Source organism: Glaciihabitans sp. dw_435 (assembly GCF_018449675.1).
Lineage (GTDB): Bacteria > Actinomycetota > Actinomycetes > Actinomycetales > Microbacteriaceae > Glaciihabitans.
This window is the reverse complement of record NZ_JAAVUZ010000001.1, coordinates 483,649-496,958: the sequence shown is the minus strand read 5'-3', so window position 1 is coordinate 496,958 and position 13,310 is coordinate 483,649. Positions and strand designations below refer to the sequence as shown.

The 13,310-nt window shown below is 66.6% G+C and carries 9 protein-coding genes; all 9 read right to left on the bottom strand.

Annotation, left to right across the window (positions count from 1 at the left end; all coding sequences use genetic code 11):
• Positions 1-86: 86 nt before the first annotated feature.
• The 9 genes from HB677_RS02360 to HB677_RS02320 all read right to left on the bottom strand — a co-directional run bounded on the left by HB677_RS02360 (position 87) and on the right by HB677_RS02320 (position 13,299).
• Positions 87-881, bottom strand: coding sequence for an ABC transporter permease (locus tag HB677_RS02360; RefSeq protein ID WP_307852457.1), 795 nt, complete (start codon positions 879-881; stop codon positions 87-89).
• A gap of 68 nt (positions 882-949) precedes the next feature.
• On the bottom strand, positions 950-1,864 hold the full coding sequence (locus tag HB677_RS02355) for an ABC transporter permease (protein ID WP_213814028.1): 915 nt from the start codon (positions 1,862-1,864) through the stop codon (positions 950-952).
• Between the two features lie 2 nt (positions 1,865-1,866).
• Positions 1,867-3,063 carry an ABC transporter ATP-binding protein gene (locus HB677_RS02350; protein WP_213814027.1) on the bottom strand — a complete coding sequence of 399 codons (1,197 nt, stop codon included), beginning with the start codon at positions 3,061-3,063 and terminating at the stop codon, positions 1,867-1,869.
• Complete coding sequence (locus tag HB677_RS02345; protein WP_213814026.1) at positions 3,063-4,268, bottom strand: PotD/PotF family extracellular solute-binding protein; 1,206 nt, start codon at positions 4,266-4,268, stop codon at positions 3,063-3,065. The genes HB677_RS02350 and HB677_RS02345 overlap by 1 nt, the downstream gene beginning before the upstream one ends.
• Before the next feature lie 139 nt (positions 4,269-4,407).
• Positions 4,408-7,290, bottom strand: coding sequence for an FtsK/SpoIIIE domain-containing protein (locus HB677_RS02340; protein WP_213814025.1), 2,883 nt, complete (start codon positions 7,288-7,290; stop codon positions 4,408-4,410).
• Positions 7,291-7,488: 198 nt separating this feature from the next.
• Entirely contained in the window at positions 7,489-8,586 is a 1,098-nt protein-coding gene (locus HB677_RS02335) for a zinc-ribbon domain-containing protein (protein ID WP_213814024.1), read from the bottom strand.
• A gap of 38 nt (positions 8,587-8,624) precedes the next feature.
• Positions 8,625-10,904, bottom strand: a complete 2,280-nt coding sequence (locus HB677_RS02330; RefSeq protein WP_213814023.1) for a transglutaminase-like domain-containing protein — start codon at positions 10,902-10,904, stop codon at positions 8,625-8,627.
• Positions 10,901-12,331 carry a DUF58 domain-containing protein gene (locus tag HB677_RS02325; RefSeq protein ID WP_307852445.1) on the bottom strand — a complete coding sequence of 477 codons (1,431 nt, stop codon included), beginning with the start codon at positions 12,329-12,331 and terminating at the stop codon, positions 10,901-10,903. Before HB677_RS02325 ends, HB677_RS02330 begins: the two co-directional genes overlap by 4 nt.
• Positions 12,328-13,299, bottom strand: a complete 972-nt coding sequence (locus HB677_RS02320) for a MoxR family ATPase (RefSeq protein ID WP_213814022.1) — start codon at positions 13,297-13,299, stop codon at positions 12,328-12,330. Before HB677_RS02320 ends, HB677_RS02325 begins: the two co-directional genes overlap by 4 nt.
• Between the last annotated feature and the right edge of the window lie 11 nt (positions 13,300-13,310).

The following is a 13,310-nucleotide window of genomic DNA, read 5'->3' as shown; positions in this document are numbered from 1 at the left end:
CGCCTCTGATCCACGGGACGCTCGAGGTACAGGCACGATCGGCGCCTGGTGTCACACCGCGCTCGCGATGCGGGCGCCAGCACTCGTTAGCGCGTGTTGGCCAGGCGTTTGCGGCGTGCCGCGGCGGACACCTGGGTGGCAATCACGATGACCAGTGCCAGCAGGAACACGGCAGACGCGATCACGTTCGCCTCCGCCGGGATGCCACGGGCGGCGGCCGTGTAGATGTACTTGGGGAATGTGGTGTCAGCGCCCGAGTTGAAGTTCGTGATGATGAAGTCGTCGAAGCTCAGGGCGAATGACAGCAGGGCGGCCGCAACAATGCCGGGTAGCAACAGCGGGAACGTGACACGCCAGAACACCTGCGCGGGCGAACCGTAGAGGTCGCGACCCGCTTCCTCCAGCGCGGGGTCCAGGCTCGCCACGCGGGCCTTGACCGTCACCACCACAAAGCTGATGCAGAACATGGTGTGGGCGATGATGATCGTCGTCATGCCCTTCTGAACGCCAGCGCTGAGGAACTCGGCGGCAAGGCCCGCACCCAGTACAACCTCGGGTGTGGCCATGGGGAGGAACAGCAACAGGCTGATCGCCGACCGGAAGCGGAAGCGGTACCGCACCAGGGCAATCGCGATCATGGTGCCGAGAATCGTCGCGATGACGGTCGCCACCACGCCGATGATGATGCTGTTGCCGAATGCCTGGCAGATCTCCTGCTTGTTGCACACGTGCAACCACTTGTCGAGGGTGAAACCACGCCACGAGATGTTCGACTTGATCGAGTCGTTGAACGAGAACACCAGCGTGTAGACGATGGGGATGAGCAGGAACACCAGGGCGAGCACCGTATAGGTGGGCAGTAGCCAGGAACCGAGTCCCACGCGCCTGCGCCGGTCCCGGGTCGGAGGCGCCGTGACGCCCGTGGCCAATGAGCGAGCTTCCTGCAGGGTCACAGCAGGTCCTCCGTTCCGCTTCTGCGCACATACACTCCGACGAGTACGAGGATCACTGCCATCAAGATGATGGACATGGATGCCGCGGCCGGATAGTTCAGCTGGATCAGGAAGTTGCTCTCAATCACGTTTCCGATCATCGTGGTGCCGCTACCTCCGAGGAATTCGCGACTCGCGTTGATGTAATCGCCGGCGGCCGGAATGAACGTCAGCAGCACGCCTGAGACGATTCCCGGCATCGACAACGGGACGGTGATCTTGCGGAAGGTGGTGAACGGCCCCGCGTACAGGTCGCCGCCCGCTTCGAGGTACCGCGTATCGAGTCGCTCGAGGGAGGCGTACAGCGGAAGCGTCATGAACGGGATGAAGTTATACGTGAGACCGAAGATCACCGCGGCCGGCGTGCCTGTCAGGTGCGCATCGGGGCCGAGAAGTGAGAGGGCCTTCAGCGACGTCACCACGAAAGACTCGTCTGACAGCAGCGACTTCCAGGCGAGCGTGCGCAGCAGGAAGCTGATGAAGAAGGGAGCGATCACGAGCACGAGCGCAAGGTTCTGCAGCAGCGGCCATCGACGTGCCTTCACGCCGATGAAATAAGCGAGGGGGTAGCTGAACAACAGCGCGAAGACCGTCGCCGCCAGCGCGTACACGAACGACCGCAGGATTTGAGCGCCGTACTGCGTGATCGCGGTGGTGTAGTTCTCCCAGCGGAAGGCGGTCTGGTACTCGCCGATATCCCCAAACTCCGACGGTGCCTGCAGCGACGTGATGACGAGCGAGACGAGCGGCACAAGGAAAAACAACACCAGGTAGAGAATGCCCGGGAGCAGAAGCAGCAGCGCCACCTTGCTCCGGCGCCGCGGTGCCTGATCGACCGCGACGGCGTTGCCCGCGAATGCTCCGAACGCCATGGTCAGGAACCCTCGAGCTCGGTGAGGAGGGCCTTCTTTTTCTGCACGGCGATCGATGCGGTGTCGGTGTCCGACGAGAAACGCGGTGCTTCGTCCGGGTCATCCGCAAGTCCGAAGCCGTGCTCGATCTGCCAGACAACCCAGACCTCTGTTCCCACCTGGGCAACGGGTCCGAAGACCATGTTCTGGGCGAACACGGTGATCGGCGCAAATCCGGGGATCGCAACGATGTACTGGGTGCTGACACCGCTGAAGGAAACGTCGATGACCCGTCCCGGGCCCAGCATGTTCTGGGCGGATGTCACGGTGGGCTCCGACGTGTGCAGCAGCAGCTTCTCGGGGCGAACTCCGACGGTGACCGCTCCCCCGTGGCGCTGCGCCCGAGCCGACGGCACGACGATCTTCTGCCCCTCGACGACGACGGTGAGAGCATCGGAGGTGTGGCTGCTGACGTTGCCGGTGAAGAGGTTGGACTGCCCCAGGAAGTTGGCGACGAAGGCCGTGCGGGGTAGCTCGTACAGTTCCTCCGGTGCACCCATCTGTTCGATGCGTCCCTTGTTCATCACCGCGACCGTGTCGGCCATCGTCATGGCTTCCTCCTGGTCGTGGGTGACGTGGAGGAAGGTCAATCCGACCTCTTCCTGAATGGTCTTGAGTTCCAGCTGCATCTGGCGCCGCAGCTTGAGATCCAGCGCGCCAAGGGGCTCGTCGAGCAGGAGGAGGGCGGGTCGGTTGACGATGGCACGGGCGAGGGCGACGCGCTGCTGCTGCCCACCGGAGAGCTGCACGGGCTTGCGCGCGGCGAGGTGGTCGAGTTCAACCAGACGGAGTGCTTCGTGGGCCTTGCCCGTGGCATCCGCAATCTTGCGACGCTTGAGGCCAAACGCAACGTTCTCCAAGACGCTCATGTGGGGGAAGAGCGCGTAGCTCTGGAAGACGGTGTTGACGGGGCGCTGGTACGTCTTGGTCGTGGTGACGTCCTTGCCACCGATCAGGATCTTGCCTGCCGTTGGTTCTTCGAGTCCCGCCACGAGGCGCAGCGTTGTCGTTTTGCCACAACCGGAGGGACCAAGGAGCGCAAAGAAGGATCCGGCCGGGATGGTGAGGTTGAGATCCTCGATGGCGGTGAAGCCGGGGAATCTCTTGGTGATGCCCTCGAGACGGAGATCGGCGCCGGAGGACGCGAACGAATCGGCCATTACGACCCCAGCAGGATCGCCTGGAACGCGGCGCCGAGCTCGCTCTCCTCCGCGCCGGTCAGCGTGCGGAAGATGTGGGCGGTGGCGAGCGTCTCGTCATTCGGGAAGATGAGCTGATTGTCGACGAGTTCCGGCGCGATCTTTTCCATGGCGGCCTGGGCACCCTCGACGGGAGTGATGTAGTTGACCCACGCGGCGACCTCGGCGGCAACCTCGGGCTGGTAATAGTAGTTCATCAGTTCCTCGGCGTTGGACTTTCGCGGCGAACCGATGGGGACGATGAAGTTGTCGTTCCAGATGGTGCCGCCTGCCTCGGGAATCACGAACTCCCACTTGTCGCCGGCTTCGGCGTTCAGGGTCGTGATGTCGCCCGACCAGCAGATCGCGGCAAGCGTGTCTTCGCTCTTGAGGTCTTCGAGGTACGCGTTCCCCTTAACGTTTCGGATCTGGCCGTCGTCGATCTGCTTCTGGAACACGTCGATCGCGTCCATGAACTTGTCGGTCTTCCAGTCGCTGGAGATGTCGACACCCTGCTCGAGCATGATCAGGCCGATCGTGTCGCGCATCTCCGAGAGCACGCCGACCCGGCCTTTGAGAGATGAATCCCACAGGTCCGACACGGACTTCAGCCCATTGGGGACCTTCTCCTTGTTCCACGCGATGCCCGCGAAGCCACCCTGCCAGGGAAGCGACTTCTTGCGACCGGGGTCGAAGTCGGGGTTCTGCAGCGACGTCAGCAAATTCTTCGAGTTGGGAATCTTGTCTAGATCGAATTCCTGCACGTACCCGAGACGGATGAGCCGACTGACCATCCAGTCGGTGAGGCAGGCGAGATCTGCACCGGTGTCCTGACCGAGCGCGAGCTGGTCTTTGATCTTGCCGTAGTAGGTGTTGTTGTCGTCCACGTTGACGCCGTAGGTCACCTTGATGCCTGACTCCTTCTCGAAGGCGAGGAGCGTGGGGTAGTTGCCGGCGTCATCTTCGTCGATGTAGGCGGCCCAGTTGTCCCACGCGAGAGTTTTGTCGGACGCCGACTTGTCGGCAGCGGCCGTGGGCGCTGCCTTGCCGCCCGTGCTGCACGCGGCGAGAGCCAGGGCCGCGGCGCCTGCGGTACCGGTAGCCAGCAGGGAGCGACGACTCACCTGCGACGAACGTGCCTGCTGCACGAGGCGGCGGATGAATGGATCTTCGGGCAACCCTCGCATGAGGCATCTCCTTCACCGGAAGTGATCTTTGGTCACTGGGGACGAAACTCGTTGCTCGATACTGGCACAGGCGGGGCGACTGACACGAAAATAGTGAGCAGTTCGCCTATGATGTAACAAGAATTTCACGAAATCAGCACTAACCGACGCATATTCCTGCGGAATCAATGGTTAGGGGTTCCGGATGAACGGGGATGCGCCGCGCCCGGTGGCGTGGCCCGCTGGGCGGCCTCCCTTCCGTGGCCAGTTCGAGTGTGACGCGCTGCACGTTTCCGTCCGGCGTCACGCGCCAGCCGGCCCTCTCGCCGGATAACGGCGGAGGCGGGGGTTCCCGCAGGCCCGTCAGCGTGCGAAAGTCCGCCACGGAACATCCGTCGAAAATCACGCTCATGCTGCTTCGAAGTTCGCCGATTGCTCCCCAGTGCGCCTGCCACTGAGAGGGATCCCCCACCAGCACCGACGGAAGCGGATCCCCCCGGGACACAAGAAGTGCCCGCGGGTCCTGCGCTGCGGACGTCAACTCTGTAACCGCGCGTGACGGGAGGGTGGTGCGGAGCTCCCCGGCGAGCGCAGCGGCCCGCGAGGAAACGATCACTGTCGCGCTCGGGTCGGTCGCGACATCCACTGTCCACGAACGGGCGGAAACGCGCGCGGGCGGCGGCGTCTCCCCCGCAACGATCTGCACCCGCGTTGTTCGCCACCAGCCGGCGCCGGGCGGCAGGTCCGGTGCCCAGCTCTGCGTGTCGCCTCCCGCGAGAAGATGCTCCTGCCGGTTCGGCATGCGTAGCAAGAGCGTTTGGCCACAGAGGGCGACGAGGCCGTGCAGGCTCCCGGGAACACGCTGCATCGTCACCACCGTGTGAACACCCACCCCTGGCCCCTCGCGGAGCAGTCGCGTGATCCTGTCGATGAGCCCCGCGGCGTAGTCATCCGGGCAGGACGAGACCACGGCGTCCACGTCATCAAGTAAGAGAACGTGCCCGGGGTCCGGCTCGGTAAGCGCGCCCGTCACGGCGTCCCAGATGGACGCGAGGTCGCCGGCGACAGGGACGACCGTGGCGGAGGAAGGCGCACGACCCAGTGCGTCGAGAAAGCGGGTCTTGCCGGATCCGGCGCCCCCGATCACGGCGAGGTTGCCGTGGACGGTCGGCGTGTAGTGCGCGACCACCCGACGCTGCTCGTCGGGGAGGTCCGCCAGACCGAAAGGAATGCTGCCGTCGACGGCGCGGGATGCCACGACAGAAGCAAACTCGCCCGGCGTCAGTATCACGGGCAGGGGTTCACACCACGGCCGCCGCGCTCGCTCGGCGGACGCCCACCGTCCGGCCACGGCAGCGATGTCCGCCGCCGCGGCCCGTGCGACCTGGACCGCACGGGGTGAAGTGCCGGAGGTAGCGATCAGCGCGCGGCCCGGCACATCCGGGGGAAGCGCTGCAGCGTCATCCGTTCCGATGATCATGGTGCTGTCAGCGGCGCTGGTGACGCGCAGCGAGATTCGCAGGCCGCTGTTCGCCAGGATTCCGTCCCGAACGATTCCCCCGGGGCGCTGCGTACACAGCACCAGGTGAATCCCGAGGGACCGCCCCCGCGCGGCGAGGTCGGTGAAGAGGGCGTGCAGGTCGGGATATTCGTCGACCACGGCGGCGTATTCGTCCACCACGATGACCAGCCGGGCGAACGCATCGGCGTGCGGCATATCGTCCAACGATCGCGCCCGAACTGCCGCAAGCAGTTTTTCCCTGCGCCGCACCTCTGCCCGCAGGCTGGTCAGCGCCCGGAGGGCCTCGGTCGTGTCGAGGTCGGTGATGACGCCGACGCAGTGCGGGAGCGACTCGAGAGGATCGAAGGAGGCGCCGCCCTTGAAGTCGACGAACAGGAAGCTGACCTCGGTGGGTGCCCTGCCCGCGGCCATGGCAAGGACCCAGCTGATCAGCAGCTCGCTCTTTCCGCTCCCGGTCGTGCCGCCGACGATGGCGTGGGGTCCGTCGGCAACCAGATCCACGGCGACCATTCCCGCGTCACCGATGCCGATGTCGCACTCAAGCCCCCGGCCTCCATCGCTGGGTTCGCGCAGCAACGGCTCCAGGTCAGCGCTCGCCGGAATCCGGGTGTGTTGCGGACCCACTCCGTCGATAGCTGCGCGCCGGGCGATGCGCGCCGCCCAGCCTGCAACGTCTTCCGCGGTGACGAACTCGACCTCGACCGGTCCGATCGCGTCTGCGTCGGGATGCCGCACAACCTCCGCGCCGGAACCGCCGACCGCGACGACGACGCGGGTCGAGCGTGGCAGTGCCTCCAGGGTGGGCGCCACGGCGATGACCACCTCGGGAGGGACGCCCCCGGGCGACAGGACGATGGCGTCGCACCCGTCCGACGCCTCCCGTCGCACGATCCGGTGCGGAATCCCGTCGAGACAGCGCCAGGCACTTTGGCCGTCGGGAACGGCAACGCCGACCCGGTCGGGTGGCAGGGCCGCCACCACCTGCACCGCGATTGCCCGGGCGGCAGCAGCAGCGATGGTCGGAGGCCCGACACACCCGACTCCGAGTCGCGCGTCCGTCACAATGGGAGCGGCTGGCAGAAAGCGTGCCTCCTCGCGGAGCTCCGTGAGGCGCGCCTCGACCGAGGGCGACACCTGCCCCGGGGCATCCGTGTCCACCTCCAGTGCACTGTGAACCCTGCCCGTTCCCAGCCGAATGGGGACAGGTCGTGTGAGATCTGCACGCCACCTCTCGGGATCGTGATCGGGAGCGTCGATGAGCGACCGTGCGGACGGCGCAAGCCTCGCCAGCCCCGCTGACTCGCTGCGGTGCATGGAGGCGATGAGCTGACGGGTGCGTTCGTAGTCCCTATCGAATCGGGCGCGTTCTTTCTTGCGTACCCTTCGGGAGTCGAGCCGCGAGTCACCGACGCTGGCAATGGCGATGACGGGACCAAGCACGGCGAACAGCAGTGCATACGGTGAGGACGTCAGCAGCCAGAGGCCGACAGACGCCGCGACGGGCGCCAGGGTCGCCAGCATCGGAAATGGGTGCGCTCGCGGGGTCTCCGGTGGTCGCGGCAGGGCCAGGCGCGATGGGCGCGGCGAACCGCTGGGTGGCTGGGGCGGGACCGAAACGGCGGATGACACGATCCGATGAAATCACCCGGGTAGCCGTCGTGGCACGGAACTCGGAGAAGCGTGCACAGCCGGGGCTGAGACACGGGTGGGGAGGAGCGGTCAGCTGACGATGAGGAACTGTTCGCCGATGTCGATTCGGGTTCCACGGGCGATGCGGTAGCGCTTGCCTGCGTCCAGGCGTCTGGCTTGCTGTTCGGGTTCCCGGGCGACGGAACCGTTGCCGGAGAACCTGTCGCAGACCCAGAACGCTCCCGCCTCCTGGCCGAACTCGAGGTGGGTCTTCGAGACTGACTTGCCCGGGTCGGAAATGACGATGAGGTTGTCGAAAAACTCGCTGGGCTGTGGGCGCGGGTTGCGGCCGAGAAGTCCCGAGCCGTAGACCGTGAAGCTCTCGCCGGTGCTGAACTGGAGCACGAACCGCTCGCCCCGGTCGGAGCGACGCACGATGCGGGTCTTCTCGAGGTCGTCGACGTCGAGATCATCGAGGTCCAGGTCGCTCACCGCGGCGGGAGGCTGAGCCGGCGACGCCGGACGAGGCGCGGGGGAAGTCGAGGGCGCGGGCGACGCGGTCGAGATCGGGGGCGCCGCAGAGACGGGCGGGGCTGTCGAGATCGGGGGCACCGCGGACACGGGAGGCGCGACGGGCACAGCGGAGTCGGCCGCGGGAACAGCGGTGGAAAACGGCGGCACTGCGGACACCGGCTCGGAGACAATCGGAGCGGGCGACGCCGGCGGAAGCTGGACACCACGCCGAATTGCACCCGGCGGCGGCGACGGCACGGGGCGCGCCGCGGACGCGGACGGCGCACTCGTGAGCGCATTCGTCGGCGCATTCGTTGGCCCGGGTGTCGGCTCGGGCGTCGGGACGCGGACGGGCGCGGGGTCCGCTCGGGGCGTCACCACGGGAACAGACGACGTCGACACCGGCGTCACGTGCTGCTCATCGAGGCTGGCGAATCCGGCGATCAGCTCGTCCCGGTTGAGGGCAACAGTGTCCCGCGGCCCTGGCATGGTGAGCGCCGACCGCACCACGAATCCGCACACGCCGCAGAAGATGTCGGCCTTGCCCAGCACGGCGTTGCACTGCTCGCAGCGGGGAGCTGCCGCCGCGGCATCCCGCGCACTGACGGAGCGACCGCATTCGCCGCAGAACATGGCGCCAGCGGGAAGCTCGGCTCCGCACGAGGTACAGGTCATGGCGTGAAACCCTCTCGCAGTTCTAAAGCCTTCGTCAACTATATCCGTCGGCCCATGGAGCGCAGCGAGATGCGCGCCCGCAGCCGCTGCCACCGCGTCTTGCCGGAGTTCAGCGAGGCGGTGAGCTCGCGAACCGACGTCCACACGAGGTCGGCCTCGGCCACGTCCGGTTCGGACGGAGAGAACACGGCACGGTCCGCCACCGCCGCGAGCACGAACGGCTGCGTCCCACCGACAACGGCGGCCACCTCACTGCGGGTCGCGGTCGCCGGCGGGTCAAATCCGTGATCGAGCACGCTGTCCTCGAACTCGCTCCACCCGCCACGAATTCTGTCGAGAGTGGATGTCGCGCGGCGACGCCTGCGCCGACGGCGCACCTTTGCCGCAATCACGACGAGGAACGGGGCCATCAGCACGGCGACGCCCACGGCAACCCACCCGACGACACGAGCGACGGCGAGGATTATCGCGAGCACCGGGTCCGTCGTGGCGGGGTCGTTCTGTTCGCTGTCCGGCGTCGTCTGGCGGTCGACGGGCGCGGGGTCCGAGACCACCGGCGGCACAACGCTCTGTGGACGGGAGATGCGGGTCGGGTCCTGCGGCTGCTCTGCCGGGATGTCGCGCACCGCAGGGTTGGGGTCGATGGCGACCCATCCGTACTCCCGGGTATCGACCTCCACCCAGGCGGACACGTCCCGCCCACGCACCTGCTGCACGTCGGCGGATGATTCGGGCACGAATCCCATGACGACACGGGCAGGGAACCCCAGCTGCCGAGCCATCAGCGCGGCCGTCACCGAGAACTGTTCGGCGTCGCCGATCATTCGCTGGTCGGTCAGCAACTCGCTGATGCGGTCGATGGAGTGACCGGATCGGCTCGGTACGGCGTCCGCGCCCACCCCGTGGCTGACGTACCCATCGCGGGCCAACCCGGCGAGCATTGCCACCAGCTGGTTTCCCTGGCCCTTGACGCCGGCCACATAGGACGCGAGAACGGAGTTGAGTTCCGCCGGCACAGCGCCGAGCGGCGGAACCTGCGCCGTCCCCGCCTGCAGGGTGGGGTACTGCGCAACCGTGGGCTGATCCGGCAGAACCGTATCGATCGAGTAGCTGTCGCCGGCGGCGAGGCCGTCCAGGACGACCGCCGACCCCGTGGTGGTGTTGTAGTAGAACGAATTGCGCAGTTCCGTGGCATCCGCTCCCCCGGTCACCGCGAAGCGCTCAAGCGCTCCGGCACTCGGCACCCACATCCCCGCGTAGTCGCCGACGTCGACCGTGAGCGTCGCGGGCGTTCCCCGCACGGCGCTCTGATCGAGTTCGAACGGCAGACGGGTGAAGGAGCCCGACGCGCTGTCGACAACCGAACTTCCCACCGAGTACACGACGCCGTTGTAACTGTCGAGCGTGGCGAGCTTCAGCCGTGCGCCCTTTGGCAGTCCCCGCACCGTGAGCAGCACGTCGTCGACGGTCGGCTCCTGCCAGTACGTGCGGAAAGCTGCGAGCGGACTCGTGGAATCCCGCGGGTCGAACGGCTGCACCGTCGCCGCGCGGAGCACCTCACGCGCACTTGCCGGGGGCAGGGCAGCAACCACCACGACGGCGGCCCCCGCGGCGATCGCGAGCAGCACCGTCGCAGCGATCCCCGCACGAACCCCGGTGAACCTGCTGTCGGCGCTGGTGCGCTCGGAATCCTGCTTGGTCGTCAGGCTGCGGATGCTGACGTGCCGTCGGTACCAGCGTCGCCAACTGATCCAGAGCAGCGTCACCGACAGCAGGGCGAGCGGCAGCACCACGGGCAAGAACGGAGTCTCGCCGCCGAACACGAGGGCAATCACGTACAGGGCGATCGGGCCAAGCACCGCAAGGTCGCCATGGCGGGAGCGGAGGGCGACGGATGCCGCGACGACCGTCACCACCAGAATCAGCAGGTAAAACGGCACCAGCAACGACTCGTAACTTCCCACCGGCAGCGAAATGGTCAGCAGCTGTTTCCACCCGAACGCAGCCCCGAGGATCAGCTCGCGCAGACCCGTCAGCGTGGGAACGATACCGCTCGTGGCCTGCGACGGTACCGCCAGCGGTACCCCGAACGCGAAGTAGGCGAGCAGGGTTGCTCCGGCCACGATGGGTGCCGACCAGCGGAAGACCGCCCCGAGAATCGCAATGAGCGAGGCGACGACGACGGTGACCGCCACCACGACCACGACCTGTGGGGTGCGGTAAATCGGCCAGAGCGCGCACGCGGCGACTCCCACCGCGAGCCACAGGGCGAGCGTGTTGAGGACGATGAAGCTGGCGCTGGGCCGAGCGGCTCTCATACCGCCGCCGATCGTGCCAGCGACTTCTGGAGGTCCTGGAGGGAACCGATCGTAAACACGCTGAGACCGGCCACCCTGCGCAGCCCGGGAACCGTGTCCGGGTCGCACACGATCGCGACGACTTCGACACCGGCAGAGAACTGGGTGGAGGCCGCCCGGAGCTGACCGACGGTCGCACCGGAACCGCAGACGAGGAACGCCACGGAGACACCGGTCACGAGGTCTGCCGTCACGTGCGCGACATCCTCGATCCTCAGCGCGGTATCCGCGCTCTGCACCACGGCGAGATCGTCGAGCAGACGCGCCCGCGTCAGGGTGGACAGCGGACGAACGGCGAACACCTTGCGCTTGGCAAACTCCGGCGTCGCCTCGCTGACGACGACTGTCACGTCCCGGGTATCGGCGATCGCGCGCGCACCGAGGGATCCGGCAGCGCTGACAGCCAGCTCAAACTCGTCGTCGGTCGCATAGTCGGTGCGTGCAAGGCTCAGCGCGATCACCAGGTGGCTTCGGCGGGTCTCTTCGAATTGCCTCACCATGTAGCGACCGGTCTTCGCCGTCGATTTCCAGTGGATGTTTCGGCGTTCGTCTCCGGGCTGATACTCACGCAACGCGTGGAAAGCGATGTCACTGCTGGTGAGGTCCCTCGTCGCGTTCCCCTCGAGGTCGCGCACGAATCCCGTCGTCGTACTGGGGATCGCGATCGTGCGCGGGTGCACCACGAGGGAGGTCGTGTCCGTCCAGACAAGCTCACGCCGGACGAGCCCGATGGGATCGGCGCGCACGGTGCGCGCGGGCCCGACCGTCACGATGCCCCGGCGCTCGGTGGGCAGGATGAACTCGCGCTCCAGCTGTGATTCGCGGGCGAGGCTCGGAAGCGGGAATTCTGCGAGGCCCTGACCGATGGGTACTTCCACGGTGCTGCCAAACACCCGCCGCCGACGGGAGTTCCGAACAACAAGGGAACCCCCGGCCCCCTCACCGACGACGACGCGGTGGGAAACCAGGCGCAACTCAACGGACAGCGTCGTGCGGCCGATCAGGTACAGGGCAGCGAGAACCAGGACACCGCTCAGCGCCCACCCCGTGACGACAAGCTCGGTCCAGCCCAGCCCGTACCCGAACACGAAGGCGAGGGGGGTCGCGAGCAGTACCGCCCATCCGACGGGAGTCACAACGGCTGTCGCACGTCTCGTCACGCGGTGAAGACTGACCAGCGCGGCACCGGAGACCCGGACCACGGCGATCACGAAGTCGGCGAGCGGTCCCTGCCGGGTACCGACGATGCGGGTACGGGCATTCGTCAGGCCATCCGTGCGTCCGGAGGTTGTGGTCGTCGAGTACGCGTCGGCGGCCCGCGTCGAACGTGCGGTGACCGAGCGTGCGCCAACGGAGCGCGACGTGGTTCGACCGGTTCGCGTGCTCACACGGCTTGCCTGTCACTCGGTGGCGGAGTCTCGATGAGGATCTGGGCGATGATGCTGGAGGTGGTGACACCCTCGAACTCGGCCTCGGGGTCCAACACCAGCCGGTGCGCGAGCACGGGTTCGGCCAGCGCCTTGACGTCATCCGGAATCACGTAGTGGCGGCCGTTGGCGGCGGCGAGTGTCTTGGAAGCCCGCACGAGCGCCAGCGCTCCGCGCACGCTCACGCCGAGCCTGACCTCGACGGCCGACCGGGTCGCGTCGACGAGACGGGAAATGTAGTCATTGATGGACGGGTCGACGTGCACGGTACGGGCCAGCGCTGCCATGCTCAGCACGACCTCCGCGGTGACGATGCTGTTCAGCGTCACGGTGTGGGCGGACGTCTCCGCTCCCTCGAGAATGCGAAGGGTCGACGCGTGGTCGGGGTACCCGATCGAGGTCTTCATGAGGAAACGGTCGAGTTGCGCCTCGGGCAACCGGTAGGTGCCCGCCTGTTCAATGGGGTTCTGGGTCGCGATGACCATGAACGGGCTTCCCACGTCGTGGCTGACGCCGTCAACGGTCACCCGTCCCTCCTCCATGACCTCGAGCAACGCCGCCTGGGTCTTCGGGCTTGCCCTGTTGATTTCGTCGGCCAGCACGATGTTGGCGAAGATCGGCCCGTGGTGAAACTCGAAGTCGTTGGTGCGCTGATCGAAGATGCTGACACCGGTGATGTCGCCGGGCAGAAGGTCGGGCGTGAACTGCACCCGGCTGCTCGTTCCCTGCACCGTCTGCGCCATGGCGCGCGCGAGGGAGGTCTTTCCCGTGCCGGGGAAATCCTCCAGCAGCAGGTGCCCGCCGCTCAGCAGCGAGGTGAAGCCGAGTCGGATGACAAAGGTCTTCCCCATGACCACTTTCTCGACGTTCGTGACGAGACGCGCGAAGGTCTCCGAGAACCAGATGGCCTGTTCGGGTGTCATGGTCATTCTTGGTTCTC